The organism is Sphingomonas sp. (assembly GCF_045810705.1).
Classification (GTDB): Bacteria; Pseudomonadota; Alphaproteobacteria; order Sphingomonadales; family Sphingomonadaceae; genus Sphingomicrobium.
Genome location: NZ_JBJMVI010000019.1, coordinates 156,513 through 182,966, shown reverse-complemented (window position 1 = coordinate 182,966; position 26,454 = coordinate 156,513). Strand labels below are relative to the sequence as shown.

Genomic DNA, 26,454 nt, shown 5'->3' with positions numbered 1-26,454 from the left:
GCAAACAGGCGTAGGGCTTAGAAGGTGCCTTTGATGCTCAAGTCGAAGAGCGGTCCGACGAGGTCGTCGTGCTTTTCGTAAAAGGCGATCGGAGAGCGGTCGCGGAACCCTGAATAGACGACGCGGTCGACGGTGTGGAGGCCGTGGCGGCCGCCAAAAATGTTGAATACGCTGGCCCGAACGGCCAGGCCCAACAGGTTCTTGTGCTCGACGAACGCGCCGAACGCCAAAGGGATATCGAGCGTCCGGATGATTTCGGTCAGGAAGTAGTTTTTCGCATAGTGTTGGTACTGCACGTTCGCGCCCCAGGCGAACGGCGTTCCGGGCACGTCGTGGCGCAGCTGAGCGCTTCCCCATCGGTCGTAATTGCCGCTGATCGGGCGGTTGCGGCCGGTCAACGGGTCCTTCACCGACGAGATCTCAACGCCGGCGTTGAGATCGATCTTCGCACCATGCCAGCCGAGCGGATCGAGGTTTAAGGTGCTGGTGCTCTCCGCTCCGTATTTGACCGCTCGCGGAAGGTTGCCGATCCCCTGCCCGTCCGTGCCGATCGGGATCACGTCGATAATGTCTTCGACGCGATAGTAATGAAGATTGAGGCGAGTCTTCCCCCATCGACCGAGGTCGTGGGAGAACTCGGTTTCGGCTTCCCAGCTTTGCGGCGGGACGAGTTCCGGATTGCCCGCATTCTGCCGGTCCTGGCTCAGTACCGGTTGTGCGAGGAAATCGAGGAAGTCGATCTGGCCGACGCGGCGGCGTAGTTTGAGGCTGATATCCCACGTCTTCGATGGGCGCCAAGCCAGCGTCACGCTGCCCTTCGGCCGGAAGAATTTGCGCGCTGGCTGGTCGTCGTCGACCCGATCCAGGGTCGAGGTCTCGGCACCGGCGGCAAGCTGCAGGTCAAGGTTCGGCGCAAGCGGCCGGCTGAGCGACGCGATCCCTTCGTAACGCACCTCGGTGACCTTGCCGCTTCCTTCGGGGAACGGCACCTGGATGAACTCGCCCTGCGAATTGAGCTGGAACAACCCGCCTCGCTGGTCGAGCGAATTGAACGCCCGCTCGAGCGATACCTGCCAGTCGTTGTTTCCCGTCTTCCAGCGATATTCTCCGCGCGCGATTGCTTCGCCGTATCTTGCGTCCCTGCTGAAGCGCGTACCGGTCGACGGGGCTGCGGTTGTCTCGAACGCCAGAATCTGCGTGGTGATGTTCGGCGCGTGCTCGTGGTGCCACAGACCGATTGCCTTGAGGCGGCCGGGGCCCAGCGCCAGCTCATAGTCGCCACTGATGTCGGCGTTGTACCCAGCCTTGCTTTGGCGATTTGTACGGCTTCGCCGTTCTCCCGTCGCCAGCACGCGCGTATCGCCGAGGAATTGCGGGCTCCAATAGGGATTATAGCTTAGCGCAAGATTGCCGAGCGAAGACCCTGGCCCGTCCAGGCCGAGCTTCGCCTTGAAAACCAGCTCGTGATATTCGCTGTGATAAATCTCGTCGCGCGTTTCGATGATGTTGTGGCTGGCGTCAGTGATCGTCACCGGGCCGCCAAGGCCGCCCCGACCCGACAGCGCGGCCGCCGACAGCGTATAGTCGAGCGGTCCAGTCTTGTTCGAATAGCTGATAGAAGCATTGTCGTACTGCGGCTGCGTAAAATGCGCGCGAAAGCCGGGATTCCAGCTAAACTGGCCACTACCTTTGGTTTGCGATTTGAGGATGATGTTCGCGACCTGGCCCGACAGGCCTGGAATTCCGAGACTCGCCGCCTCGACGATCTCGATCCGGTCGACGCTCGCGGCGGAGATGCGCTGCGACTGGTCGATCGCCCCGCCCGACTTGTTGGCAATGCGCTGACCATTGATCAGCACATTCTCGGACGCCTGGCCGAGCCCCCGCTCGCTGGTGTCGGCACTGCGAATGGTGAAGCTGGGCACCTGCGCGAGCATATCGTAGGCGGTCTTGGGAGCGAAGCGGGCGAAGTCGGCGGGCGTGTAGGTGCGCTTCGCAGCCGTCGGCGGCGCTGCCGGCGCGGACGGTTGCGCCATCAGCGGCATTGCCGCGGCAAGGCTCGAGCCTGCCCACAAAAGCGCGCGGATCGAACGCCACTCGATCATCGCCAACTCCTCCATCAATCAGCGCGAGACAAACGCGCTACATTTGCAGCGTGCTACATTTGTAGCGAATACGCAAGCGGTCTCCCGCTAACAGGCATACAGTGCCCTACCGTTGCACTACAGCAACTCACCTCCTTGGAACAACCTCCGCTTGTCTGCGAGTGGCGGGCTGTTAGGCACGCACCATGACCACGCCGATCGATCCCATTGCCTTGGCTTCAGAGCTGATCCGCTGCCCGAGCGTCACGCCCGCGGCGGGCGAAGTGTTCGACCGGCTCGAAGCCGCGCTCGCTGCGCTCGGCTTCACAGTCCACCGCTGGGTGATGGGCGAGCCACCCGATGGACCAACCGAAAACATGGTCGCCCTGCGCGGGGAAGGCGGACCGCATTTCGGTTTCGCCGGCCACCTCGACGTGGTCCCTGCAGGCGAGGGCTGGAGCGGCGGCCCGTTCGCTGCCGAAATCGTGGACGGGCTGCTGGTCGGCCGCGGCGCCAATGACATGAAGAGCGCCATCGCCGCTTACGTCGCCGCTATCTCCAGGCTCGGCGATGCGGGCGGAACCCTGTCGCTCCTGATCACCGGCGACGAGGAAGGCTATGCGACCTACGGCACGCCGCGGATCATCGACTGGCTGAACGAGCGGCAGATTCGGCCCGACATGATCCTCATCGGCGAGCCGACGTCGGTCGAGCGGCTCGGCGACACAGTCAAGATCGGCCGACGCGGATCGGTCAACATGTGGATCGAAGTGCCGGGCGTGCAGGGCCACGTCGCCTACCCGCACAGGACGACGAACCCGATCCCGCCGCTGGCGCGCGTGATTGCCGCGCTCGATGCGCTCCACCTCGACGACGGCACAGAGCAGTTTCCCGCCTCAAACCTCGAGTTCACGGCGGTCTCGACCCCGACCAGCGCCAGCAACGTCATTCCGGGGAGCGCGACGGCGCAGCTCAACATCCGCTTCAACAATCTTCAGCGGGGGGCGGATCTGGTCAAGCGGGTCGAGGAAATCGCGGCGCGCGAGGCGCCGGGAGCGATGGTCAAGGCCCGCATCTCGGGAGAGGCTTTCCTGACTCCGCCGGGTCCGTTGTACGATGTGGTGGTCGCGGCAATCGAGGAGGAAACGGGTCAGAAGCCCGAGCTTTCCACCAGCGGCGGCACTTCGGACGGGCGTTTCCTGATCCAGCTGTGTCCGGTGGTCGATTTCGGCCTTCCCAACGCGACCATGCACAAGGTCGGCGAATGCGCCGCGGTCGAGGATATCCACGCGCTCTCGCGGATTTACGAGCGGATCGTACGCAAGGTGCTAGCTGCCAAAAACTAATTGGCGGGGTGAATCGCCAAGACGGCGAAGGGCTGACTGCCGCAGCGCTGCTGATGGAGAGCGATCCGTGGATTAGGGATGCGCGACCATTGGATGGGCTGACCCTCCATCACGAACTCCTCCCCGACAACCACCTGCTGCTCGGCTTTCCCCGGCTGGTGGAAGGCGACCGACGTGCCGTTGAAGATGCTCCCGTCTGGCCACACCGGAAAGAGATGAAAACGATCATGCTCATCGCGAAACAAGAGGCAGCCGCCCTCGTACATCAGGCTTCCGGTAAGGGCGCTGGTAACGACGCCTTGGTAGGGCGCGGTGGCGATCTCCAGCGGCCGCAACGCCTGCACGTCGTTCGAGGCGCAACCCGACAGAAGCAGCGTCAAGATCGATACGGCCGGTCTCATGGGCTCTCCCCCATCGGAACCTTGAACGAGAGGAGCCCGCCGCGGTTCCGCGTAAGATATTCAAAAATAAGACAGTTAGACGGTCGTTAACGATTATTGACGCTTGCAATCGAGCGAATCGCTGTCAGCATCCGCCGCGCTCGGAGTTTGAGCGAGTAACGGAGGGAATTCAGTATGATGTTGCGTCAATGGGGGCTTGTTGGCCTCGGAGTTGCGTTGAGTTCTGCTGGCGTTGGCCCGGCGACGGCGCAAACGCTCCAGCTTGAGAGAAGCGGCAATGTTTTCCACGCCGCGGTCTGCGCGCGTGGCACTCCGGCGGGGACCGCCCGCTGCTATGCGCATGTCGTTACCGACGCGCGCGGTAATCCGCACAATGGCAAGGCCAATCCTGCCGCAACGCCATCGGGCTACGGCCCGGCTCAGCTCCAGGCTGCCTACGGCCTGACCGGAGTGAGCGGCAGCGGCACGCCAACCGTCGCGATCGTCGACGCCTTCGGCTATCCGAATGCCGAGGCAGATCTCGCGGTCTATCGCGCGCAATACGGTCTCCCGGCCTGCACGACAGCCAATGGCTGCCTCAAGATCGTCGGCCAGACTGGCGGCAAAGCGCCGGGCCGGGTCGACGTTGGATGGGACCAGGAACAGGCGCTCGACCTCGACATGGTCAGCTCAGCCTGCCCGAGCTGTCACATCCTGCTCGTCCAGGCGAGCTCCGCGTCCTTTTCCAACCTTTGGACTGGCGTTGACTATGCGAAGACGGTCGCGGGCGTGAAAGCCATTTCGAATAGCTACGGCAATACGGACTCATCGTCCTACTCTGCCTATGATTCGCACTACAGCGCGAACGAGATCGCGGTGACCGTCAGCACAGGCGACTATGGCTATGGCGCGCAATGGCCGGCAACCGCTCCGGGAGCGGTTGCGGTCGGCGGCACCAGCCTTCGCGCTGGCGGCGGCACGCGCGGCTGGACCGAGACGGTGTGGAACGGCGCCGGGAGCGGCTGCGGCCTCGGCCACGCCAAGCCGAGCTGGCAGAACGGAGTGACCGATGCCTGCGGCGGCCGGATGGAAGCCGACGTGTCGGCGGTTGCCGACCCCAACACGGGCGTCGCCGTCTATGGCCCGGCCAGCCGAAGCGCATCGCAGTGGATGGTGTTCGGGGGAACTAGCGCCTCGGCGCCGCTGATCGGCGCGATGTTCGCGCTGCGCAACGGCAGCATCAACGCTGCGTCGTCGATCTACTCGCACACCGCGAATCTCAACGACGTGACGAGCGGAAGCAATGGAACTTGCGCAGTTCCCTATTACTGCAACGCGCAGCCGGGCTACGACGGGCCAACCGGCCTCGGTACGCCGTACGGCCTTGGGGCGTTCGGCAACTAAGGTTCGAGAACAAAGCACGCGGGCTGCCATTGCGCAGCCCGCGTTGCTGTGCAAGTAACTGACTTTCCGGCTTAATTTCAGACTGGCCCAGTTCTAAGTGGCGCAAGCAAAGCGTATCTCACTGCTCATTTGGCTGTTCGTCCTCGCTCTGCTCGGGCCGGCGAGTCCGGCGCTCGCGGCGCAGGCGCCGGTTCCAAGCACCGTCGCGCTGACAAAAATCAACCTGGTCAGCCAAAGCGACCGTGAAGCCCACCTGCAGCTCGTCGTCGAGCCGAGGGTCAATGGGTTTCAGGCGCTCAGCAACAACGCTCGCGACCCAACGCTCGCGCTCGCACTGACCGCGAGGATGCCATCGGCCGTCAGCCCCCGCGATTTGCATGGCTTCGTCCGCGGGATCGAGTTCGTCCAGGCCGAGGGCGTGCTCGTACTCCACTTCCAGGTCGACAAAGGAGCGACAGTCGCGGCGGTCGCCAGCAGCGACAGGACGATCGAGGTCACGATCGGATCGATCGCCAAGCCGATCGAGCGGGCCGCGTCGGGTGAGGAAAGTCGCGGTGGCAGCCTGCCGCCCGCCTTCGCGGCGGCAGCCGGGCAGGACAGCTACGCCCTGGTGCTTTTGAAATATGCCGATGTCTCGGAAGTCGTGGGCCTTCTTTCGCAAGGCGCAGCGGTCAAATCGAACGACGTCTTCATCCCGCGTGAACCGCAATTCGGATCGAACAGCCTGACCGGGACCAATTACCAGGCGCAGACAGCGAGCCAGGCGCCCGGCAGCAGTGACGAACCGCTGGGCCAGTCCGTCGATGCGTCGATGTCGATCGACCGGAGACTCAATGCGGTGTGGCTGAGAGGCTCTCCCGATTACATCGCCCGGATGAAAGAGATGATCGCGGCCATCGACATCCCGGTCGACAGCGTGATCCTCGAGACGCAGATGGTCGAGCTCAACGAGACCGGTTCCAAAGCGCTCGGAATCGATTTCGCGAACTCCGCCGGGCAGATCGGTGTCGTGAGCTTCCGTTCGGGCGAAGCGATCCTGCCCGGGGTTCCGGCGCAGGGCTGCGACTTCGAAGGAGCGAATTGCTCCGGTCACATGACCAGCGCCTCCTTCCAGGCAGCGATCTATGCGCAAATCACCAAGGGCAACGGCCGGATCGTGTCGAAGCCGCGCATTGCCGCGCAGAGCGGATCGACGGCGAAGATCATCACCGGGGATGCGCTTCCGATCCTGACCTCGATTGCCCTGTCAGGCGTCAACGGCGTCCAGCAGCAAGTTCAATATGTGAATGTCGGCGTGACGCTGCAGATCGCCCCGCGCGTCAGCACCGATGGCTTCGTCTCGAGCCATGTTTACTGCGTGGTCTCCAGCGTCACGGGGTTCAGTCAGGGCTACCCGACCATCAGCCAGCGCCAGGCCGAAACGGCGGCGACGGTCCGCGACGGCGATTCCTTCGTCATCGGCGGCCTCATCCAGGACGAAAATCTCACGACCAAGACCAAGGTCCCGCTGCTCGGCGACATCCCCTTGCTCGGTCAGGCGTTCCGGACCGACAAGCAGACCCGCTCGAAGACCGAGCTCTATATCATCGTCACGCCGCATATCGTGCACGGCGTAGGCACGACGGTCCAGACGGCATCGCGGCAGCAGACGTTTGAAGTTCGGCCAGCGTCCATCCCGCCGGCGCCTCCGCCCGCGCGTTAGACCATCAGGTCAGGCGACCGACTTGGCGGCCGGCCCACGGCCCTTGCCGGTCCAGGCGAGGAATTCCTGCTCCATCATCGGCGGCGCGAACACATAACCCTGGACGGTATCGCAACCCATCGCGCGGAGCATGTCGGCCTGGGCAACGGTTTCGACCGCCTCGGCGACGATCTCGCAATCCACGCCCTTGATCAGCTGGATGACCGCCTGGACGATCACCCGCGCCTTTTCGTTGACCTCGATGTCCGCAGTCAGCGAGGGGTCGAGCTTGACGCGGTCGAGCGGCATGGCGCGGAGCCGCGCGAGGTTAGAGTAACCGGTGCCGAAATCGTCGATGGTGATGTGGGCGCCGTCGTTGCGCAGCGCCGCGATCTCGTCGAGCACGGGTGCGCTGACTTCCATCGCCGCGCTTTCGGTGAATTCGAGCTCGATCAGCGATAGCGGAACATCGGCGTCGCCGAATGCCTGGCGCAGCTTGGCGAAGAAATCGGGCCGGTCGACCTGGCGCGGGCTGATGTTGAAGGCGAGCCGTCCGTCGAAGCCGTCGCGGCGCCAATTGCTGAGCGTGGCGGCAACTTCCCCGGTCACCCACTCGCCGATCTCGGCCACCAGGCCGGTGCGTTCCGCGACCGGGATGAAGGTGCCCGGCAGGCGAAGCCCGTCACGTGGATGGTTCCACCGCAGCAGCGCCTCGGCGCCGGCAAGCTCGCCGGTCACCAGGCTCATTTGTGGCTGGAACACGAGCATGAATTCGTCGCGGAGAACCGCTTCCGACAGCGCCTTCTCGGTCTCGATCTTCTGCTGATGTTCGGCCGCGAGGTCGCCCGAGAACAGGCAATATTGGCCGCCCCCGCTGGCCTTGGCCCGATACATCGCGATGTCAGCCGCGCGCATCAGCGCCTCGATGCTCGTGCCATGCTCGGGGCAGACTGCGATCCCAATCGATGCGCCGATGTCGACGCTATGCGAGCAGAGTTCGAACGGCTCGGAGATCGCCAGCACGATGCGGCGCGATACCCGCTCGATTTCGGCGACCGAGGCGATCTCGGGGAAGAAGATGGTGAACTCGTCGCCGGCGAGGCGAGCGAGCAAAGGCCGGCTCCGCGCGCTGCCGGTGAACTCGGCATTGACGACGACACGCAGCCGATTGGCGACCATGATCAAAAGCTGGTCGCCGCGGGCATGGCCGAGGCTGTCGTTGACTAGCTTGAAGCGGTCGAGGTCGACGAACAGCATCGCCGACTGAGCGCCATCGAGGACCTCGCTCATCAGCTTGTCGGCTTCGGAGCGGAAATGCAGCCGGTTGGGAAGCGAGGTGACGGGATCGTACATCCCCAGCGCATGGGCATTTTCGATCGAGGCGCGAACCTCGGCGAACAGGCTATCCACCGCTGCCGCAACCTTGGGCATGACACGCTTTACCGAAACCGGCGCCGGTGACACGAGGTCCCCGTCCTCGACGGCCAGAAGCCGCTCGCTCAGCGCCGAAAGGGCGCGCGCGCTTTCGCTGTTGGGCCGCTCGGCGGCGACGTAGCTGACGAGCAGGCAGAACGCGCCGGCGACCATCGCCGCCAGGATTTTCTGGTCGAATTCCGTCAGATAAAGGAGGGCGGTCAATGAAAACAGGAACGAGGCCGCGCCCGCGCCGCACGACAGGATCGCGTTGCTGATCTTCTGTGCCGTGCCTGCGGTCATCGTGCCTGGTGCGCCTCGCGGGGGCGGGATTCATTCGCCTACCTCCCCGCGTTAATGAATCGAGGTTAAGAAACCGTCATCGGCGCGGCGGTTAGCGTTTTAATATGATGTAGAGGCTGCCGCCGCCGCCGTGGCGCCGGTGCGCACCGCGGACAGCAGCGATCGAGGGTGCGTGGCGCGACGCTGCAAGCCAGTCGTGCACGGCCGCACGAATCTTGCCGCGCTGGACTGGCGGCTCGCCGGGCCCATGATGGCCGGTGATCAGCAGCAAGACGCGGTCGCCGCGTCCAATTGCCTGCTCGAGCCCGCGATCGATGGCAGCCCAGGCGGTATCGAGGTTCATCCCGTGCAGGTCGAGCCTGCGATCAGGCTCGATCCGCCCGCTTCCGAGCCTTTTGTCCCAGCTGCCGTCGAGGGTTCGCGCTCCGATCGGTGTCGGTTTCGCGCGCCTAGCCTCGGTCGGCTTCGAGCGCGAAACGAGCGGGCCCGGAGGCCGCGTCGTCGGCTCGCTTGTTATAGCCGGAAATGGCCTGATCTTCTCCCGCGACAATGGCCTGATCGTCGCTGCGACCCGGGCCCAGAGCTCGGCCTCGTCAGCGCTGAGCGAGCGCACGCGCGGCGACGCCTTTGGGGATCAGGATCAGCGCCTGGCCGGTCGCCGACATGCCGCCGGCGATCGCGGCCGCCTCGGCGCCGGAGCCCCAGAAGGTATCGAAGCGATTGGGCCCCTTGATCGCCCCGCCGACATCCTGCGCGAGCCACGGCCCGTCGACCTCGCGCCGGTCGGCGTGGTGGATGTAGACCGGCGCGCCAAGCGGCACGTAGTTGGGATCGGCGGCGACGGTTGCGCGTGCAGTGACCGGCACGTTAAGCGCGCCGGGCGGTCCGGGGCCCGTCAGCTCCTTGAAGAAGACGTAGGACAGATTCTCGCGCATCAACTCGCGGCCCTGGTCGGGGTTCGAGCGGATCCAGTCGCGGATAGACTGCATGTTCGCGCCGCCCGACGGAAGAATGCCGCGATCACGGAGCAGCCGGCCGATGGCCACATAGTCGCGCCCGTTCTGGCCGGCATAGGCCACGCGCATGACCGAGCCGTCGTCGAACCGGATCCGTCCGGAGCCCTGGATCTCCATGAAGAATAGGTCGACCGGATCCTTGGCCCATGCAAGCTCCAAGCCCTTGCCCGCGAGCGCTCCGTTCTCGATTTCGGCACGCGTGAAATAAGCGACGCAAGTGCCGGTCTCGTCGATCCGGCCGCGGCCTGTCGTACCGTCTGGCCTGGTGCAGCGGACAAGGTCGGGCGGAACGCGATAGATCGGCACAGAGCCGGGCTGCGGGGTCCGCGAGCCTTCGATTTCCGGTTCGTAATAACCGGTGGCGAAAGCCTTGCCTTCGCCGACCCTCACCCAGTCGAACCCGTAATAGAAGAAGCCCGGCGCAAAGCTTGGATCGAGGCTGGCGGCCTGGGCGCAAACCGCCTGCCAGTCGCTGCCGACAGTCAGCCCGGAAGCGTCGGTGCGAGTCATTACCACCGGGCAGCTGAGGCGGAAGGCGGCCAGCGCCCGTGTCGCCTCCTCCTGACCAAGCACGCGCGGGTTCTCGAGCTTGATCCCGGTCTCGACCGCGTTGCGGCCGATCGGCGTCGGCGGCGGGACAGGCACAGGAGTGGGCGCCGGAGCCGAGGTAACGGGAGGAGGGATTTCAGCCGGCGCAATCGGCCTGGAGGCGCAAGCTGCAAGAAAAACGAGAGAGGCGAGCGCGAGCGCCCGTGCGATCAGCCTCACTCTTCCTCGTCGGTCTCGACCAGAAGCCAGTTGGGATCGCGCGAGCCGGTGTCGCGGCGGAAGGTCCACAGGTCGCGGGTCTGCACTGCGTCGCTGAGCGAGCCGGCGACGACCTGGCCGTCCGAATTGCGGGTCACCGCGGCGATATCAGCCTCGAACCGGACCGCGATGACCGCGACTCCGCGCTCCAGCGTCGCCTCGGAGATCACCGCCTGCTCGACCGCAACCAGGCGGTTGTCGAGGCTGAGGCCGTCGGTTTTGCGCTGCTCGACCGCGCTCGCGAACGCATCGAACACGTGCACTTCGACATGGCTGCGGAGGGTCTCGAGGTCGCCCTTCCAATAGGCTTCGAGGATCATGCGATATGCCGATTTCGCGCCTTCGAGGAAGCGCGCGACGTCGAAGCTCGAATCCGCAGCGAGAATGGCGCGCACGCCGGGACCGGCCGTCGGAACATAGGCGAGGTCGCCTGCTTCGGGCGCGGCGGGCTGCGGAACAACCGGCTGGGTTACCTGGGGCGCCGGACGGGCGTCCGGGTCAGCCGGCTTGAGGATTGGCTGCTGCTCGTGGCCCGTGCGTTCGCCGAGCACGCTGTAGAGGCGAAGCCCGATGAACAGTGCTACGAGTGCGAGGACGACGATGACGGTCAACTTTGGATCCTGTGTTTTTCCGCTGCCAACATAGTGTGCTTATCGTAAAGATTCCAACACCGCCCAACGCACGAAGGCGGCATTGCGCCCCATTATTGCGGCTGCTAGGCGCACGAGCCTGAAGCGCCGCTCCTCTGCAGGCGGATCCGGCACAGCACAACAATCTGTAAGGACAGGATAAATGGCGGACCAGCAACCCAATGGCGGCGGCAACGGCGCGGACGATAATGGTCAGCCGCAGGTTTCGATCTTCGCGCAATATGTGAAAGATTTGTCGGTCGAGAACCCGAGCGCGCCGGAAGTCTATTCCTGGCAGGTGCAGCCAAACCTCGACGTCCAGTTCAACCTCAACGTGCAGGGCGCCGGCGAAGGCGTCCACGAAGTGACCCTGAAGTTCGACATTTCGGCGCGTTCCGACAATGGCGTCCACTTCGTTGTCGACTTGAGCTACGCGGGGCTGTTCGGGATCCGCAACGTGCCCGAAGAGGCACTTCCGCCATTCCTGCTGATCGAGGCCCCGCGCCTGCTCTTCCCGTTCGCGCGGCAGGTCATCTCCGACGCGATTGCAAACGCCGGCTTCCCGCCGCTGATGCTGGACCCGATCGACTTCGCCGCGGCCTATATGGCGCAGGTCGAAGCCGCTCAACAGCAACAGCCGGCGCTCGACGAAGTCACCGGGGAAGACGCCGGCGACGCCTGACATTTCCGCAGCCCGCGCGGGATCGAGCCGATGAACCTCGCCCGATCGCTGGGATCCGTCGGCGGCCTCACTTTGGTCAGCCGGGTTCTCGCGCTCGTCCGTGATTCATTGCAGGCGCGCTACGTCGGAGCGAATTTCGCTTCGGACGCGTTCCTCGTAGCCTTCCGCCTGCCCAACATGTTCCGCGCCTTCTTCGCCGAGGGCGCCTTTGCCTCCGCGTTCATCCCGTTGTTCAACCGCAAGCTGGCGGAAGAAGGTGGTGGACGCGGCGCTGCATTCGACTTCGCCGAGCGGACGCTCTCGATGCTGTTCGCATTCCTCGCCGCGATGACGATCGTCATGCTGGTCGCCGCCTGGCCGTTCACCGCGCTGCTGTCGGGCGGGTTCCACAAGCAGCACCCGACTCATGAACAATTCGCGTTCGCCGTCCAGCTGAGCCGGATCACCATTCCTTACCTGATGCTGATCTGCCTCGCGTCGCTGCTCGGCGGGATCCTCAATTCGCTCGACCGCTTCTGGGTTAACGCGGCGGCCCCGATCTTGCTCAACATCGCGATGGTGACGGCGCTGCTCGTCTTTCACGGCACGGCCTACGAGACTGCGCGGGCCCAGGCCATCTCGGTCCCGATCGGCGGCGTGCTCCAGCTCGCGTGGCTTTACCTCGCCTGCCGCGCCGCCGGCGTTTCGCTCCGCCCGCGAATGCCGCGGCTCGACCCGGAGGTGAAGCGCCTGATGCAGCTGATCCTCCCCGCCGCGATTGGCGCCGGTGCCGTACAGCTCAACCTCGTCGTCTCGACCGCCCTCTCGGGCTACCTGCTCGGCGAAGGCTCGATCTCGTACATTTATTATGCCGACCGGGTGAACCAGCTTCCGCTCGGGATGATCGGAATCGGCCTTGGCACGATCCTCCTTCCGACCATCTCCCGGCTGCTGAGCGCGGGCGAAGACGCCAAGGCGATGGACACGCAAAACCGGGGGATGGAGCTGGCGCTGTTCCTGACGCTGCCGGCCATGGTCGCGCTGATCGTCGCCGCCGAACCGATCGTCCGCGGCCTGTTCCAATATGGCCATTTCGACGCGGCGGACACGGTCAAATGCTCGTGGGCTCTCGCGGGCTTCTCGATCGGTCTTCCGTCCTACGTCCTCGTCAAGGTGCTGACCCCCGGTTATTATGCCCGGCACGACACCCGCACGCCGGTGCGTTATGCCGTGATGTCGGTCGGCGTGAATCTTGCCGGCAATTTGATCCTGATCCCAGTCCTCGCCCGGTTCGGCTACGGCCATGTCGGCCCGCCGCTCGCCACGGCTCTGTCGTCAACGGCGAACGTATGGCTGCTCTACTCGACGCTCGCGAGGCGCGGCCACTTCATTGCCGACACCCAGCTCAAGCGCCGCATTCCCCGGCTGGCGCTTGCAGCGCTGCTGATGGGCGCGGCGGTCTACGGTTTCGGGCAGCTGCTAAATCCGTGGCTAAGCGGGAGGATCTGGGAGCGCTACCTGGCATTGACCGGGCTCGTCGGGGCCGGCGTCGCCGTTTATTCAATCGCCTGCTTCTTGACCCGGGCGTTCGTGCTCGACGATGTGAAGCTCCTCCTCAAGCGACGGGCGCGCGAAGCATGACAGACAGCCAAGTGAAACGCGTGGTTTCGGGCATCCAGCCGACCGGCGGCCTGCATCTTGGCAACCTGCTCGGCGCCATCCTTCGATGGGTTCGGATGCAGGACGAGGCGCAATGCCTCTATTTCCTCGCCGACCTTCATTCGTTGTCGGAGCATATGGATCCTGACGAGCGGCGATCGAGCGTGCGCGAAATGGCGGCCGCGCTGATCGCCAGCGGGATCGACCCCAAAAGGTCGATCGTCTTCGCGCAAAGCGCGATACCGGCGCATTCGGAACTGTGCTGGATTCTCAATGGCACCGCGCGAATGGGTTGGCTCAACCGCATGACACAGTGGAAGGACAAGGCCGGCAAGAACCGAGAGGGCGCCTCCGTCGCGCTGTTCGATTATCCGGTGCTGCAGGCGGCCGACATCCTGCTTTACCGCGCGACCCATGTCCCGGTCGGAGAGGACCAGAAACAGCACATCGAGCTCACCCGCGACATCGCGCTCAAGTTCAACACCGATTTCGATACCGACCTGTTCGTGGTCCCGGAGCCGTTCATCGGCGGGGGAGCGGCTGCGCGCATCATGAGCCTTCGCGACGGCCGCGCGAAGATGTCCAAGTCCGATCCGTCCGAGATGAGCCGCATCCACCTCACCGACAGCGACGACGTGATCGCGCAGAAGATCCGCAAGGCGAAGACCGACCCCGAGCCGCTGCCGGAGGATGAAGCGGCGCTCGAGCCGCGGCCCGAAGCGAAGAACCTCGTTGGGATTTATGCGGCGATCACGGGGGTCGGCATTGATGGCGTGCTTGAGCGCTTCGCCGGCCAGGGCTTCGGCACGTTCAAGCCGGCCCTTGCCGAGGCGGTCACCGGCCTGATCGCGCCGATCCGTCAGCGTCTCGAAGAGCTCCGCCGCGACCCCGCCGAACTCGACCGGATCCTTGCCGACGGTGCAGCGCGCGCGATCGAGATCGGCGCGCCCCTGCTTTCGGCAGCCAAGACGGCCGTGGGCCTCGCGCAATAGCCGAACCACCCTTGGATCCCGTCAAACCCCAGCCCGGCTCGTCGCGCCCGCTGCCGCTTTCGAAGCGGCTCGCGCAGATTATCCGGGACCACGAGCCCGACCGACTGAGTTTCACCGAGCTTGCGGCGCAGCTTCACGCCCGTGCGTGGGGCGGCCTGCTGTTCATTTTCGCCGCGATCAACGTGCTGCCGCTGCCCCCGGGCACCAGCGTCTTCTTCGCCATCCCGCTTCTGATCGTTTCGGGCCAGATGGTCCTCGGGCGCGCAAGCCCGTGGTTCCCGGCGCGGATCGACCGGCGGGGTGTGCGCAAGTCGGAGATCGAGCGGCTGATTGGGAAATTCGAATGGGTCGAGGCGCGCATCGAGCGCATCCTCAAGCCACGCCTCGCGATCCTCACCGGGCCGACGGCGACCCGCCTGATCGGTCTCGTCTGTTTCCTGCTCGCGCTCCTCGCCGCGGTGCCGATCCCGCTGTTTCACATCGCTCCCGCCGCCGCGATCGTCCTGTTCGGGCTGGCGTTGATCTACCGCGATGGAGCGCTCGCCATCGCTGCCGCCGTTGCCGCGGTGCTGAGCCTCGCGGTGGATGCACTGCTCGTCGGCTCGGGAGTCGCCGCCCTCAGCTACGCGGCATCGTGGCTGCGGGGCTAGCAACCGCTCGTCGGTGCCGGCGCACGCTTCATCGACCGTTCACAGCTGTTCATGCTATGGCGAAACGATCAGCAATTTCCGTTTCCCCGCCCGAAGGGAAGTCAATATGCGTATCCGTCGCTTCACCGCCATCCTCGCCCTTGGCGTTGCCGCTGTTGGCCTCTCGGCCTGCGCCGAGCAGATCAACACCACGGTCTCCCGCTATCAGGCCATGCCCGCGGCGCAGGGCCAGACCTTCTTCGTCGTCCCGGGCGGCGGGATGGCCAATAATGGCGGGCTCGAGTTTCAGCGCTATGCCGGAATCGTCGCCCAGCAGCTCCAGGCGCGCGGCTTCCAACCGGCGACAAGCTCACAGAGCGCGAACATGATCGTTCAGTTCGGCTATGGCGTCGACCGCGGCCAGGTGCGTTACGTCGAAGACCCATTCTATCGCAGCCGCTTTGGCTACGGCTTTGGCGGCTTCGGCGGTTGGGGCTCGCCGTTCCACCGGTCACGCTTCGGCTGGGGCGGCGGCTATTCCTGGGGCTGGGACGATCCGTTCTGGTACGGCGGCGGCGTCGACTCCTATGTCGAATATCACAGCCAGATCGACGTCCACATCCGCGCAGCCGGGACCAACGCGGCCCTGTTCGACGGCCGCGTCCAGGCGCGCTCCGAGACCAGCAGGCTCGACGTCGTCATTCCGAGCCTGGTCGAGGCGATGTTCACCGGTTTCCCGGGACGCAACGGCGAAGTCGTGAAGATCACCATCCCGACTCGGCCACCGGCGAGATCGTAAGCGGCGCCGGTCATCCCACCAGAAAAGAAGGCCCGCTGGGACCATCCGGCGGGCCTTTTTCTTTGTCCAAGACCGGCCGGCGTGGACGGCGCCGATCAGCCCTCGAGCTGGCGCATGAGCAGCCGGATATCAGCGTCGAGCTCGGCGTCGGCGGCGCGGAGCTTCTCGATCTGCCGGACGGCGTGGATCACCGTCGTATGGTCGCGCCCGCCAAAACGGCGGCCGATGTCGGGAAGCGACTTCGGTGTCAGCTGCTTCGACAAATACATCGCAACCTGGCGCGGCCGGGCGACTTCGCGCGCCCGCCGCGCAGATGTCATCTCCGCCTTGCGGATCCGGTAATGCTCGGCGACCTGGGTCTGGATCTCATCGATCGAGATGCGCCGCTGGTTGGCGCGCAGGACGTTGGCGAGGACTTCCTCGACGAACGCGACATCGATCTCGCGCCCGGTCATCATCGCATAGGCGCCGATGCGGTTGAGTGCTCCCTCCAGCTCGCGCACCGACGAGGTCACGCGCCGCGCCAGGAAGTCGATTACCGGGCGCGGCATGTCGACGCCCGGCAGCGCTTCAAGCTTGGAAACGATGATGTTGAAGCGAAGCTCGTAGTCGGCTGAATTGATGTCGGCGACGAGACCCCACGACAGCCGTGACAGGATTCGCGGCGCGATTCCGTCGAGGTCCTGCGGCGCACGGTCGGAGGTGATCACCAGCCGCCGCCCCGCGGTGATGATCTCGTTCATCGTGTGGAAGAATTCCTCCTGCGTCGAATCCTTGCCGGCAATGAACTGGACGTCGTCAATCAGCAGCAGGTCGGCCGAGCGCAGCCGGCTCTTGAAGCCGATCGTGTCATTCTCCTTCAGCGCGCGGATGAACTCGACCATGAACTTCTCGGCCGACATCGAGACGACTCGAGAGCCGCGGTTGCGGGCGAGGAATGCGTGGCCGATCGCGTGCAGCAGGTGCGTTTTGCCGCGCCCGGTGCCGCCGTGGATGAACAATGGATTGAAGTTGACGGCGGGCGAGGTCGCCAGAGTCTTCGCGGCGGTTGCGGCGACTTCATTGGCCTTGCCGACGACGAACGTCTCGAACCGGTAACGCGGGTCGAAGTTTGGAGCATTGGGGTCGCGCTCAGCGGGGACCGGCGTCTCTTCGAGAATCAGCAGCGGCGCCGGGCGCGGGGCATCGGCGGCAGCAATGACCCGAACATCACGGACAACCGGGAGAACGGTTTTCCATGCAAGGGTCAGCCGCTCGCCGAAATGCGAACGCACCCAATCAGCCATGAACTGGCTCGGCATCACCAGATCGAGCGTGCCGCTATCCGGCTCGAAGCCGCCAAGCTCGGCCGGCTTCAGCCAGCCGTCGAAGGTGCGGGCGCCAAGATCGCGGCGAAGCCCGGTGCGGATCGATTCCCAAGCCGCCTCCAGCGGCGCCGCAACTGGCGCTCCGGCCAGTTCAGCAGTCGAGCTCGCCCCACCCAGTTGCACTAGCCCGCGCCTCCCTCTCTCGTCCCCCTGCAAAAGACAAAGCCTACCTGCCGCCCGCGATGCGAGTCGCGCGCCCTGCGTCTCTTTTCTCTCTTGCCCCCGGCACGGATTCGCGCCCGGAACAGCCTTTCTGTGACTGTCCGCGGCAGCATGCAAGTGCCGTTTTTTCACAGAAGTGAAATAATGACACTTGACAGAGGATTCAGGCCGAAAGTTTCACGGATTGGCGGAAAACCGCCGTTTTCGCGATTAGCTCGTTGTTAACGGTGACGCGAATCGCCGGAATTGCTGCTTTTTTTGACATTCCAAAAACGGGACGAGCCGCCGGTTGCCCGGCGGCTCGAGTCTGTCCCCTTAGGATGGGTTTTTAGCCGAGCGAGGCAACCCGCTTCGACAAACGGGAAAATTTCCGAGAGGCGGTGTTCTTGTGGATAACCCCGCGCGCGACTCCGCGTGCAATCTCCGGCTGGACCTTTTTCAAAGCCTCGGCCGCTTCGCCCTTCTTGCCCGACTCGATCGCCGACTCGACGGCCTTGATGAAGGTCCGGATTCGGCTGACGCGCGAGTGGTTGATCGTCTCGCGCGTTGCGTTGCGACGGATGCGCTTTTTGGCCTGCGGCGTATTCGCCATGGTCGTCCTCTAGCTCAATGAAAAACGGCGCGGCCAACAGGCTCGCACCGAAGCGGCGCGTCCCCTACCGCGTAGAGCGCTGGAGGTCAACGCTGGCAGCTCGGGCAGTAGAAGGTCGAGCGGCCGCCCTGGACGATACGCCTAACGGTTCCGCCGCAGGCGCAGCTCCGGCCTTCCCGATCGTAAACGGCGAACGTCTTGGAGAAATAACCGAGCTCGCCGCCGGGCGCGACAAAGTCGCGCAAGGTCGATCCACCGGCGGCGATCGCTTCGGCGAGCACATCGTGAATAGCAGGCACGAGGCGGGCCAGCCGCTTACGCGAGACCGACCCTCCTGCGCGCTTCGGGTGGATCCCGGCGCGGTACAGCGCCTCGCACACATAGATGTTGCCAAGCCCGGCGATGATGCGCTGGTCGAGGAGCAGCAGCTTGATCGCCGCGCTGCGTCCGGCAAGGCGGTGCTGCAGCTCTTCCGCCGTGATGTCGAGCGGCTCGGGCCCGAGCGCCATGAACGGCGGCCATTCGCCAAGCTCGTCCGTTCGCACGAGATCGAGCGATCCGAAGCGGCGCGCGTCATTGAGCGCAAGCCGCCGGCCGTCGTCGGTCTCGACCAGGAAATGATCGTGCTTGCCAATCTCCGCGGGATCGATCCGCCAATGGCCCGACATGCCGAGATGGAAGACGAGAGTATCGCCGCGGTCGGTGTCGATCAGCCCATATTTGGCGCGCCGGCGCAGCCCCACGACCCGCGCGCCGGTCAGCCGCTGCCCGAGGTCGACCGGAAGAGCGCGCCGCAGATCCGGCCGTCGCGCTTCGACCCGCTCGATGCGCCGTCCCTGCAGCACCTGCGCAAGACCGCGGACGGTCGTCTCGACTTCGGGAAGCTCCGGCATGCGCGCGATATGGCGAAGGCGGGGCAACCCCGCTAGAGCCGCTCACCCATGACGGAACAGGTCAATTTCGGCGACGAGCTCGTCAGCCCCGAGGAGAAGATGCGCCGCGTCGGCGAGGTCTTCAGCTCGGTCGCACGCCGCTATGACGTGATGAACGACCTCATGTCGGGCGGCATGCACCGCTTGTGGAAGGACCGCTTCGTCGCCCGGGTGAAGCCGCGGCCTGGTGAGGACATCCTCGACATGGCGGGCGGCACCGGCGACGTCGCCTTCCGCATGGCCCGGCGCGGCGCCCATGTGACGGTCGCGGACATTAATGCCGACATGCTCGAGGTGGGCAAGTCACGGGCCGAGCGGCGGGGCCTCACCGGCCTCTCGTGGAAAGTCGAGAATGCCGAAGCGCTGAGCTTCGCCGCCGCCGCATTCGATGCCTACACCATCGTGTTCGGGATCCGGAACGTCACCGACATCCCGGCGGCGCTGCGCGAAGCGTATCGCGTGCTGAAGCGCGGCGGGCGCTTCTATTGCATGGAATTTTCGGCGAGCGACTGGCCGGGGTTCTCGACGCTCTATGACCGCTATGCGTCGTACGTCATCCCCAAGGTCGGCAAGGTCGTGGCCAACGACGAGGACAGCTACCGCTATCTCATCGAAAGCATCCGGCGCTTTCCAAAGCCAGCGGCGTTCAGGGCAATGGTCACCGAAGCGGGCTTCATCCGGGTCAATGCGGAGCCGATGCTGGGCGGGCTGGTGACGATCCATTCGGGCTGGAAAATTTGACCACGTCCGTCACTCATTTGTGGCGTTTGTTGAAATGGGGCCGGACATTGGCCCGCCACGGCGCGCTGCGCGGCATCGAAGAAGACCCACTGACCCCTCCGCCGGTGCGTCGCCTCGCTCGCATCGCCCGCTTTGGGGCCCCCATTCCGTCTGTGCCCGATTATGCCGCGGCGCTGGTCGCGATCGGTCCCGCCGCGATCAAGCTCGGGCAGGCGCTCTCGACCCGCCCCGACCTGGTCGGCGAGAAGGCCGCAGCCAATCTGTCACAGCTGCAGGACGACCTGCCCCCGGCCCCGTTCGCGCAGATCAAGCGGACCATCGAGACGTCGTTCGGCGCGCCGCTCGAAATCCTGTTCGCCGAATTCGACGAGAAGCCGGTCGGCGCGGCGTCCATCGCCCAGGTCCACCGCGCGGTCACGACCGAAGGCCGCGAGGTGGCGGTCAAGGTCCTGCGCCCCGGGATCGAGGAGGAATTCGCCAAGGCGATCGAGACCTATGAATGGGCCGCCGCGCATGTCGAGCGCTACGGCGGCGAAGCGCAGCGGCTGCGCCCGCGGCACGTCGTCGCGCAGTTCCGCCAATGGACCGCGCGCGAGCTCGACCTGCAGCGCGAGGGCGCATCAGCCTCTGAGCTGCGCGAGAACATGGTCGCCGAGCCGGGCTATTTCATTCCCGAGATCGACTGGCGCCGCACCGCCCGCCGCGTGCTCACGCTCGAATGGCTCGACGGCATCAAGCTCAACGACCGCGATGCGCTGATCGAAGCTGGCCAGGACTGCAAGGCGCTGGCCGCGATCCTGGTCCGCGCCTTTTTGCGCCAGGCAGTGGTCGACGGTTTCTTCCATGCCGACCTCCACCACGGCAATTTGTTCGCTCTCGCCGACGGTCGGATCGCGGCGATCGACTTCGGGATCATGGGCCGGGTCGACCGGCGCGCGCGGATCTGGCTCGCCGAGATCCTCTATGGCCTTATCACCGGCAATTACCGCCGCGTCGCGGAGATCCATTTCGAAGCGCAATACGTCCCCGCGCATCACAGCGTCGAGGAGTTCGCGACCGCGCTTCGCGCCGCCGGCGAGCCGATCCGCGGATTGCCGGTCAAGGACATTTCGGTCGGCCGGATGCTCGAGAGCCTGTTCTCGATCACCCGCGATTTCGACATGCCGACCCAGCCGCACCTGCTGCTGCTGCAAAAGACGATGGTCATGAACGAGGGCGTCGCGACCGCACTCGATCCCGACATCAACATGTGGGAGACGGCCGAGCCGTTCCTTCGCGAGTGGATGCGCTCGGAACTCGGCCCCGAGGCCTATTACGCCGACCGCATCATCGAGCTTGTGCGTGCGGTCAAGAAGATCCCCGAGCTGATCAATCGGCTCGACGAATATTATCCTGCGCGCGGCGCCGCGCCCCCCGCGCCGCCGTTGCCCGACATCGCCATCATCGAGCACCGCCATTGGTGGGGTTACGCGCTCGCGGGCGCGGCCGGCGTAGTCCTCGGCGCCTTGCTACTGTTTGTGCTAGTCTGAAGACCATGGCGCGGGTGCTCCTCATCGTCGGCGGCGGGATCGCGGCCTTCAAGGCGCTGGAGGTTGTGCGGCTAATGAAGAAGGCCGGCCACGCCGTTACCCCCGTGCTGACCAAAGGCGGTGAGCATTTCGTCACCGCGATGAGCCTAGGCACGCTCGCCGAAAACCAGGTTCACACGTCGCTTTGGGAGCTCAAGGACGAGGTCGAAATCGGCCATATCCAGTTGAGCCGCGCCGCCGACTTCGTATTGGTGTGCCCGGCGACTGCGGACCTGCTGGCGAAGATGGCTGCCGGCATCGCGGACGACCTGGCAACGACGCTGCTCCTCGCGACCGACAAGCCGGTCGTCGTCGCCCCTGCGATGAACGTCCGCATGTGGCTGCATCCGGCGACCGAGCGCAACGTCCAGCAGCTCAAGGCCGACGGGGTAAAGGTGATCGAGCCCGCCGAGGGCGAGATGGCGTGCGGCGAATTCGGGCCTGGGCGGCTGCCCGAGCCGCAGGACATCATGGACCAGCTCGCCGACCTCCTGAAGTGACGCTGGCAGGCAAGCACATCCTCGTCACCGCGGGGCCGACGCACGAGCCGATCGATCCCGTCCGGGTCATCGCCAATCGCTCCTCAGGCCTTCAGGGCTTCGCGATCGCCGCAGCAGCGGTTGAGGCTGGCGCGCGCGTGACGCTGGTGGCAGGCCCGGTCGCGCTCGAGACTCCCGCGGGCGTGGAGCGCATCGATGTCGAAAGCGCCGAGCAGATGGCGAACGCCGTCATGACGTCACTTCCCGCCGACGTTGCGATCCTCGTCGCCGCGGTTGCCGACTGGCGCGTCGAGCCTTCGGCGGCCAAGCTCAAGAAGAGCGACGGGCCGCCAGCGCTCCGCTTCATTGCGACGCGAGATATCCTCGCCGAGCTCGCCGCCAGCGATCAGCGCCCGCGCCTCCTCATCGGCTTCGCCGCGGAGACCGAGAATGTCGTCGAGCAGGCGACTGCCAAACGGCAGGCGAAGCGCGCCGACTGGATCGTCGCCAACGACGTCTCCGGCGACGTGATGGGCGGGCACCGCAACCGCGTGCACCTGATCACCGCCGAGGGCGTCGAGGATTGGCCCGAAGCCGCGAAGCAAGAGGTCGCCGAGCGGCTAGTCAGGCGAATCGATCAAGCGCTCGGCTGATTTTGCAGCCCTTCTCGACTTGAACCCTCGCCAGGAATAATCTCGCGGCTGCAGAACGGCGGGAGATTGCCATGAAGCGCTTGCTAGCCTTGCCTCTTGTCCTCGCGACGATTGCCGCGACCGCGCCGGCGCCAAAGGTCGAGGTCGCAACCGGCGACTGGAGCGAGCTCCCTGATCTCCAATCGCGCGGGTACGACCATCTTCAGTCGAATGTCATGCAGCGCATCTGGGAGCTGGGACATGCACGGACGTGCCAGATTCCCGGATATGCAATGGGCAAGCTCGACTTCCGCATCTCGTTCGCGACCCAGTTCAATCCGGACGGGAGCATCGCCCGGCTGATCGTTCCGCAGCTCAACTGTCCCGAAGCCGAGGGGATCGTTGCCGGCGCGCTTCTGGAAATGATCCACGGGGGCGACTACCGGCGTCACGGCGACAGTCCGGAAGGCTGGTACAAGGGCAACCTGACCTTCGGGTTCGAAGGCGGCCCCGGCTCCTGACCGCCTAGCCCTCGCCGCAGGCGCGGCAACCCGCATCGGCCGGGATTCGAATTTCGCGCCATGAGAGGCGCGCGCCATCGAACAGATGGAGCTTGCCGGCCTGGTCCTCGCCGATGCCGACAATGAAGTTGATCGCCAGCAGCGCGGCGAAGCTTCCAACGGTCGCGGTCAGCGCCCCGAGCACGCCCAGCTCGGCGCAATTGTCGCAATCGTCCGCATCGAATGCATCGCCGACAAAGCACCGGTAACAGGGCTTCGATCGGAACAACCCGACCTGTCCCTGGAACTGCACGGCGGCCGCCGAGATCATTGGAACGCCGAGCGCGACACAGGTGTCGCTGACCGCGAGGCGGGTCGCGAAATTGTCGCTGCCGTCGATCACCAAATCGTTACCTGCAAGCAGGGCGGGCGCATTCTCGCGTCCGATTCGTTCCTGCACCGGGCTCGCTTCGACGAAGCGGTTGAGACGATGAACGAACTGGAGCGCGAGATCGGCTTTCGAATAGCCGGCGTCGCGCTCGCGGAACAGCGGTTGGCGATGGAGATTGGCCAGCTCGACGACGTCGGAATCAATGATGGTGAGCTTGCCGATGCCCGCCCCGGCAAGCGCCGGAATGACCGCGCTCCCGATTCCGCCGGCCCCGATGACGGCGACGCTTGCGCTGTTCAGCTTGCGTTGCCCGACCCCGCCGACCTGCGGCAGAACGATATGTCGCGCGTACCGGTCCAGCTCTTCGTCGGAGAGCCTCACTGCCCCGTCGAGCCGAAGCCGCCGGCACCGCGATGGGTTTCGGTCAGCGTCTCGACCTCGCGAAACGCGGCCTTGAGCACCGGGGCGGGCACAAGCTGTGCGATCCGCTCGCCGCGGCGGACCTCGAACGGCTCGGATCCGAGATTGGCGAGAATCACCTTCACCTCCCCGCGATAATCGTGATCGATCGTGCCGGGCGTGTTGAGGCAGGTGACGCCGTGTTTGAGCGCGAGGCCAGAGCGTGGGCGGACCTGGACCTCATAACCCTCGGGAATGGCGATGGCGAAGCCGGTGGCGACCGCGTGACGCTGCCCCGGCGCGAGACTCACATCTTCGGCGGCGACGACGTCCAGGCCAGCCGCGCCGTCCGTCGCGTAGGCCGGCGCGGGAAGGCCTCGGCCGTGTGCTAGCCGCTGCAGTTCGACCTCGATCACTTCGCCTTCTTCTTCCGTGCCGGGCGTCGTCCCTTCTTAGCGGGACCCTGGGCCGAGCGCTCATCGATCAGCCGGACGGCTTCATCCAGGGTCACGGTCTTTGGGTCGGCGCCCTTGGGCAAGGTGGCATGGGTCGTCCCGTCGCTGACATAGGGGCCGTAACGCCCCGCCATGACCTTCACGTCCTTGCCGTTGGGGTGCTTGCCGAGCATTGCGATCGGTTCACGCGACGCGCTTCGCTCACGACCGCCGCCCGATGCAGCATCCGCGAGCTTGGCGACCGCGGCGTTCATGCCGGTTTCGAACACTTCGGCCGTCGAGCCGAGCTTCGCATATTTGCCGTCATGCGCGAGGTAGGGACCGTAACGCCCGATGGACGCGGTGATCGGCTTGCCCGTCTCGGGGTGCGGCCCGATCTCGCGCGGCAAGGACAATAGCCGCTCGGCTACCTCTGCGGTTACGTCCTCCAGCGGTACGTCCTTCGGGATCGATCCGCGCTTGTCGCCGCGCTCGACATAAGGGCCGAAGCGGCCGCTCTTGAGCAGGATGCCATCGCCAAGATCGGTCGGCCCGTCGCTCTGCGCCTGGTCGCCGCCCTGGCCGAACTTCTGCGTATATTTGCAATCGGGATAATTGGAGCAGGCGACGAACGCACCGAACTTCCCGCCGCGCAGGCTCAGCCGCCCGTTGCCGCACTGCGGGCACACGCGCGGATCGCTGCCGTCAGCGCGCGGCGGGTAGAGCCAGGGCGCGAGGAACTCGTCGAGCGCTGCCGTGATCTCGCTCGGTTTCTGATCCATGACCTCGCCGGCCTTGGGCTTGAAGTCGCGCCAGAAGTCGTCGAGCAATTTCTGCCAGTTGAGGCGGCCACCGGAGACATCGTCCAGTTCCTCCTCGAGCTCGGCCGTATAATCGTAGCTGACGTACTTCTCGAAGAAGCGCTCGAGGAACGCCGTGACCAGACGTCCGCTCTCCTCGGGGACGAAGCGGGCCTTCTCGACGCGGACATATTCGCGGTCCTTGAGCGTCTGCAGCGTCGCGGCATAGGTCGAGGGCCGGCCGATCCCGAGCTCCTCGAGCCGCTTGACCAGGCTCGCCTCGGAATAGCGCGGTGGCGGCTGGGTGAAGGACTGGGTCGCATCGACGCCGGTCTTGAGCGGCGCATCTCCCTCGCGCAGCGCGGGCATCCGCGCGCCCTCCTCGTCCTGAGGATCGTCGCGGCCTTCGTCGTAGAGGACGATGAACCCCGGGAAGAGCACGACCTGGCCGGTCGCGCGCAGCACCGCCCTCCCCGCGCCGTCGGTAAGCTCGACGGTCGTCCGCTCAAGCCGCGCCGACGCCATCTGGCTCGCCAGCGCGCGATTGTAGACGAGCTCATAGAGCCGCGCATGATCGCCCGAAGCAGCGCGCGGCCGGTCGAAATCGGTCGGACGAATCGCCTCGTGTGCTTCCTGCGCGTTCTTGATCTTGCTCTGATACTGGCGCGGCCGGTCGGGGACGAAGCCGGCGTCGTACCGGCTCGCGATCGCCCTCCGTGCGGCGCTGATCGCCTCTGGCGCCATGTCGACGCCGTCGGTCCGCATGTAGGTAATGAGCCCGTCCTCGTAGAGCGACTGCGCGACGCGCATCGTGTGGCTGGCCGAAAATCCGAGCTTGCGCGCGGCCTCCTGCTGCAGCGTCGAGGTCGTGAACGGGGGCGGCGGATTCTTCGCGAACGGCTTGGTCTCGACCGACGCGACCGTGAAACGACCAGCCTCGACAACCGCTTTGGCGGCGTCGGCGTCGCCGCGGTTGCCGATCGTCAGCCGATCGATCTTGTTGCCGTCGAGCTGCACCAGCCGCGCCGTGAAGCGTTGCCCGTCCGCTTCGAAGGTGGCGCTGACCTGCCAATATTCCTGGGGCCTGAAGATCTCGATCTCGCGCTCACGATCGACGATCAGGCGAAGCGCCACCGACTGCACTCGGCCGGCCGATTTCGCGCCCGGCAGCTTGCGCCACAGGATCGGTGAAAGCGTGAAGCCGACCAGATAATCGAGCGCCCGGCGCGCCCGGTAAGCGTCGATCAGGTCCTCATCGAGCCCGCGCGGATGCTTCATCGCCTCGGTGACGGCCGAATTGGTGATGGCGTTAAAGGTTACTCGCTGGACGTTGCTTGGAAGCGCCTTCTTCTGGCGCAGCACCTCTTGGACGTGCCAGCTGATTGCCTCGCCCTCACGATCCGGGTCCGTGGCGAGGATCAGAGTATCCGCGTTGCGGGCTTCATCCGTGATTGCCTTGAGCTGCTTCGAACGATCGGGCGAGACCTGCCACAGCATGTCGAAGCCCTGGTCCGGATCGACCGAGCCGTCCTTCGGCGGCAGGTCGCGCACGTGGCCGAACGAGGCAAGCACCCGGTGCCCGCTCCCAAGATATTTCTCGATGGTTTTCGCCTTGGCCGGCGATTCGACGACAACCAGCTTCAAGAGATGTTCT

General features: G+C 65.3%; 23 protein-coding genes and 1 pseudogene. 12 read left to right on the top strand and 12 right to left on the bottom strand.

Translation table 11 applies throughout. The annotated features are described in order from the left end of the window. Window positions 1-17 precede the first annotated feature (17 nt). Entirely contained in the window at window positions 18-2,105 is a 2,088-nt protein-coding gene (locus ACJ8FR_RS10390) for a TonB-dependent receptor plug domain-containing protein (RefSeq protein ID WP_407828555.1), read from the bottom strand. A gap of 185 nt (window positions 2,106-2,290) precedes the next feature. Here ACJ8FR_RS10390 and dapE point away from each other — a divergent pair, with 185 nt between their 5' ends. Further along, a complete protein-coding gene (dapE, locus tag ACJ8FR_RS10385; RefSeq protein WP_407828554.1) occupies window positions 2,291-3,430 on the top strand; it encodes a succinyl-diaminopimelate desuccinylase in 1,140 nt (379 codons plus the stop codon). Here the strand turns inward: dapE and ACJ8FR_RS10380 are convergent. Then, a complete protein-coding gene (locus ACJ8FR_RS10380; RefSeq protein ID WP_407828553.1) occupies window positions 3,427-3,831 on the bottom strand; it encodes a hypothetical protein in 405 nt (134 codons plus the stop codon). The two genes, dapE and ACJ8FR_RS10380, sit on opposite strands and share 4 nt — an antisense overlap. A 216-nt stretch (window positions 3,832-4,047) precedes the next feature. Here ACJ8FR_RS10380 and ACJ8FR_RS10375 point away from each other — a divergent pair, with 216 nt between their 5' ends. After that, entirely contained in the window at window positions 4,048-5,214 is a 1,167-nt protein-coding gene (locus ACJ8FR_RS10375) for a hypothetical protein (RefSeq protein WP_407828552.1), read from the top strand. Between the two features lie 97 nt (window positions 5,215-5,311). Continuing rightward, window positions 5,312-6,916, top strand: a complete 1,605-nt coding sequence (locus ACJ8FR_RS10370) for a type II secretion system protein GspD (RefSeq protein WP_407828551.1) — start codon at window positions 5,312-5,314, stop codon at window positions 6,914-6,916. Between the two features lie 9 nt (window positions 6,917-6,925). Here the strand turns inward: ACJ8FR_RS10370 and ACJ8FR_RS10365 are convergent, their stop codons facing one another. From ACJ8FR_RS10365 to ACJ8FR_RS10350, 4 genes are all read right to left on the bottom strand, one after another. Next, the gene (locus ACJ8FR_RS10365) at window positions 6,926-8,611 is read right to left on the bottom strand and encodes a putative bifunctional diguanylate cyclase/phosphodiesterase (protein ID WP_407828550.1); all 1,686 of its coding nucleotides are present in this window, start codon (window positions 8,609-8,611) and stop codon (window positions 6,926-6,928) included. Window positions 8,612-8,702: 91 nt separating this feature from the next. Then, window positions 8,703-9,224, bottom strand: a complete 522-nt coding sequence (locus ACJ8FR_RS10360; RefSeq protein ID WP_407828549.1) for a Smr/MutS family protein — start codon at window positions 9,222-9,224, stop codon at window positions 8,703-8,705. After that, complete coding sequence (locus ACJ8FR_RS10355; protein WP_407828548.1) at window positions 9,205-10,272, bottom strand: murein transglycosylase A; 1,068 nt, start codon at window positions 10,270-10,272, stop codon at window positions 9,205-9,207. Before ACJ8FR_RS10355 ends, ACJ8FR_RS10360 begins: the two co-directional genes overlap by 20 nt. A gap of 119 nt (window positions 10,273-10,391) precedes the next feature. Continuing rightward, window positions 10,392-11,045 (bottom strand): Tim44/TimA family putative adaptor protein, encoded by a 654-nt coding sequence (locus ACJ8FR_RS10350; protein ID WP_407828547.1) that lies wholly within the window; start codon window positions 11,043-11,045, stop codon window positions 10,392-10,394. A 181-nt stretch (window positions 11,046-11,226) separates the two neighbouring features. Between ACJ8FR_RS10350 and secB the strand changes: the two genes are divergently transcribed. The 5 genes from secB to ACJ8FR_RS10325 all read left to right on the top strand — a co-directional run bounded on the left by secB (window position 11,227) and on the right by ACJ8FR_RS10325 (window position 15,803). Next, a complete protein-coding gene (gene secB / locus ACJ8FR_RS10345) occupies window positions 11,227-11,745 on the top strand; it encodes a protein-export chaperone SecB (RefSeq protein ID WP_407828546.1) in 519 nt (172 codons plus the stop codon). Window positions 11,746-11,775: 30 nt separating this feature from the next. Next, entirely contained in the window at window positions 11,776-13,365 is a 1,590-nt protein-coding gene (gene murJ, locus ACJ8FR_RS10340; RefSeq protein WP_407828545.1) for a murein biosynthesis integral membrane protein MurJ, read from the top strand. Continuing rightward, window positions 13,362-14,375 (top strand): tryptophan--tRNA ligase, encoded by a 1,014-nt coding sequence (gene trpS / locus ACJ8FR_RS10335; RefSeq protein WP_407828544.1) that lies wholly within the window; start codon window positions 13,362-13,364, stop codon window positions 14,373-14,375. Before murJ ends, trpS begins: the two co-directional genes overlap by 4 nt. A gap of 11 nt (window positions 14,376-14,386) precedes the next feature. Then, on the top strand, window positions 14,387-15,025 hold the full coding sequence (locus ACJ8FR_RS10330) for an exopolysaccharide biosynthesis protein (protein WP_407828543.1): 639 nt from the start codon (window positions 14,387-14,389) through the stop codon (window positions 15,023-15,025). A gap of 106 nt (window positions 15,026-15,131) precedes the next feature. Further along, window positions 15,132-15,803, top strand: a complete 672-nt coding sequence (locus ACJ8FR_RS10325; RefSeq protein WP_407828542.1) for a DUF4136 domain-containing protein — start codon at window positions 15,132-15,134, stop codon at window positions 15,801-15,803. 95 nt (window positions 15,804-15,898) lie between these two features. Here the strand turns inward: ACJ8FR_RS10325 and dnaA are convergent, their stop codons facing one another. The 3 genes from dnaA to mutM all read right to left on the bottom strand — a co-directional run bounded on the left by dnaA (window position 15,899) and on the right by mutM (window position 18,817). Beyond that, a complete protein-coding gene (dnaA, locus tag ACJ8FR_RS10320) occupies window positions 15,899-17,293 on the bottom strand; it encodes a chromosomal replication initiator protein DnaA (protein WP_407828541.1) in 1,395 nt (464 codons plus the stop codon). 367 nt (window positions 17,294-17,660) lie between these two features. Beyond that, complete coding sequence (gene rpsT / locus ACJ8FR_RS10315) at window positions 17,661-17,924, bottom strand: 30S ribosomal protein S20 (protein WP_407828540.1); 264 nt, start codon at window positions 17,922-17,924, stop codon at window positions 17,661-17,663. Window positions 17,925-18,010: 86 nt separating this feature from the next. After that, window positions 18,011-18,817, bottom strand: a complete 807-nt coding sequence (mutM, locus tag ACJ8FR_RS10310) for a bifunctional DNA-formamidopyrimidine glycosylase/DNA-(apurinic or apyrimidinic site) lyase (RefSeq protein WP_407828539.1) — start codon at window positions 18,815-18,817, stop codon at window positions 18,011-18,013. A gap of 48 nt (window positions 18,818-18,865) precedes the next feature. On the opposite strand from mutM, the gene ACJ8FR_RS10305 reads away from it, so the two are divergent. The 4 genes and pseudogenes from ACJ8FR_RS10305 to ACJ8FR_RS10290 all read left to right on the top strand — a co-directional run bounded on the left by ACJ8FR_RS10305 (window position 18,866) and on the right by ACJ8FR_RS10290 (window position 22,797). Beyond that, window positions 18,866-19,597: a class I SAM-dependent methyltransferase gene (locus ACJ8FR_RS10305; RefSeq protein WP_407828538.1), complete on the top strand. Its 732-nt coding sequence runs from the start codon at window positions 18,866-18,868 to the stop codon at window positions 19,595-19,597. Then, window positions 19,594-21,126, top strand: a complete 1,533-nt coding sequence (gene ubiB / locus ACJ8FR_RS10300; protein WP_407828537.1) for a 2-polyprenylphenol 6-hydroxylase — start codon at window positions 19,594-19,596, stop codon at window positions 21,124-21,126. Before ACJ8FR_RS10305 ends, ubiB begins: the two co-directional genes overlap by 4 nt. Window positions 21,127-21,131: 5 nt before the next feature. Further along, window positions 21,132-22,297: pseudogene (gene coaBC, locus ACJ8FR_RS10295) on the top strand (bifunctional phosphopantothenoylcysteine decarboxylase/phosphopantothenate--cysteine ligase CoaBC). A 71-nt stretch (window positions 22,298-22,368) separates the two neighbouring features. Next, a complete protein-coding gene (locus ACJ8FR_RS10290) occupies window positions 22,369-22,797 on the top strand; it encodes a hypothetical protein (RefSeq protein WP_407828536.1) in 429 nt (142 codons plus the stop codon). 4 nt (window positions 22,798-22,801) lie between these two features. Here ACJ8FR_RS10290 and ACJ8FR_RS10285 read toward each other — a convergent pair whose 3' ends face one another. From ACJ8FR_RS10285 to topA, 3 genes are read right to left on the bottom strand one after another with little or no spacing between them, the layout of a single operon-like run. Beyond that, window positions 22,802-23,548 carry a HesA/MoeB/ThiF family protein gene (locus tag ACJ8FR_RS10285; protein ID WP_407828535.1) on the bottom strand — a complete coding sequence of 249 codons (747 nt, stop codon included), beginning with the start codon at window positions 23,546-23,548 and terminating at the stop codon, window positions 22,802-22,804. Beyond that, window positions 23,545-23,982, bottom strand: a complete 438-nt coding sequence (dut, locus tag ACJ8FR_RS10280; protein WP_407828534.1) for a dUTP diphosphatase — start codon at window positions 23,980-23,982, stop codon at window positions 23,545-23,547. The genes ACJ8FR_RS10285 and dut overlap by 4 nt, the downstream gene beginning before the upstream one ends. Beyond that, entirely contained in the window at window positions 23,979-26,444 is a 2,466-nt protein-coding gene (topA, locus tag ACJ8FR_RS10275) for a type I DNA topoisomerase (protein WP_407828533.1), read from the bottom strand. Before topA ends, dut begins: the two co-directional genes overlap by 4 nt. Between the last annotated feature and the right edge of the window lie 10 nt (window positions 26,445-26,454).

Excerpts from the sequence above, each read along its gene's own strand:
- ACJ8FR_RS10290 (WP_407828536.1), top strand. The coding sequence starts at position 22,369 with ATGAAGCGCTTGCTAGCCTTGCCTCTTGTCCTCGCGACGATTGCCGCG.
- trpS (WP_407828544.1), top strand. The coding sequence starts at position 13,362 with ATGACAGACAGCCAAGTGAAACGCGTGGTTTCGGGCATCCAGCCGACC.
- ACJ8FR_RS10365 (WP_407828550.1), bottom strand. The coding sequence starts at position 8,611 with ATGACCGCAGGCACGGCACAGAAGATCAGCAACGCGATCCTGTCGTGC.
- secB (WP_407828546.1), top strand. The coding sequence starts at position 11,227 with ATGGCGGACCAGCAACCCAATGGCGGCGGCAACGGCGCGGACGATAAT.
- murJ (WP_407828545.1), top strand. The coding sequence starts at position 11,776 with ATGAACCTCGCCCGATCGCTGGGATCCGTCGGCGGCCTCACTTTGGTC.
- rpsT (WP_407828540.1), bottom strand. The coding sequence starts at position 17,924 with ATGGCGAATACGCCGCAGGCCAAAAAGCGCATCCGTCGCAACGCAACG.
- ACJ8FR_RS10380 (WP_407828553.1), bottom strand. The coding sequence starts at position 3,831 with ATGAGACCGGCCGTATCGATCTTGACGCTGCTTCTGTCGGGTTGCGCC.
- mutM (WP_407828539.1), bottom strand. The coding sequence starts at position 18,817 with ATGCCGGAGCTTCCCGAAGTCGAGACGACCGTCCGCGGTCTTGCGCAG.
- ACJ8FR_RS10305 (WP_407828538.1), top strand. The coding sequence starts at position 18,866 with ATGACGGAACAGGTCAATTTCGGCGACGAGCTCGTCAGCCCCGAGGAG.
- ACJ8FR_RS10325 (WP_407828542.1), top strand. The coding sequence starts at position 15,132 with ATGCGTATCCGTCGCTTCACCGCCATCCTCGCCCTTGGCGTTGCCGCT.
- dapE (WP_407828554.1), top strand. The coding sequence starts at position 2,291 with ATGACCACGCCGATCGATCCCATTGCCTTGGCTTCAGAGCTGATCCGC.
- ACJ8FR_RS10390 (WP_407828555.1), bottom strand. The coding sequence starts at position 2,105 with ATGATCGAGTGGCGTTCGATCCGCGCGCTTTTGTGGGCAGGCTCGAGC.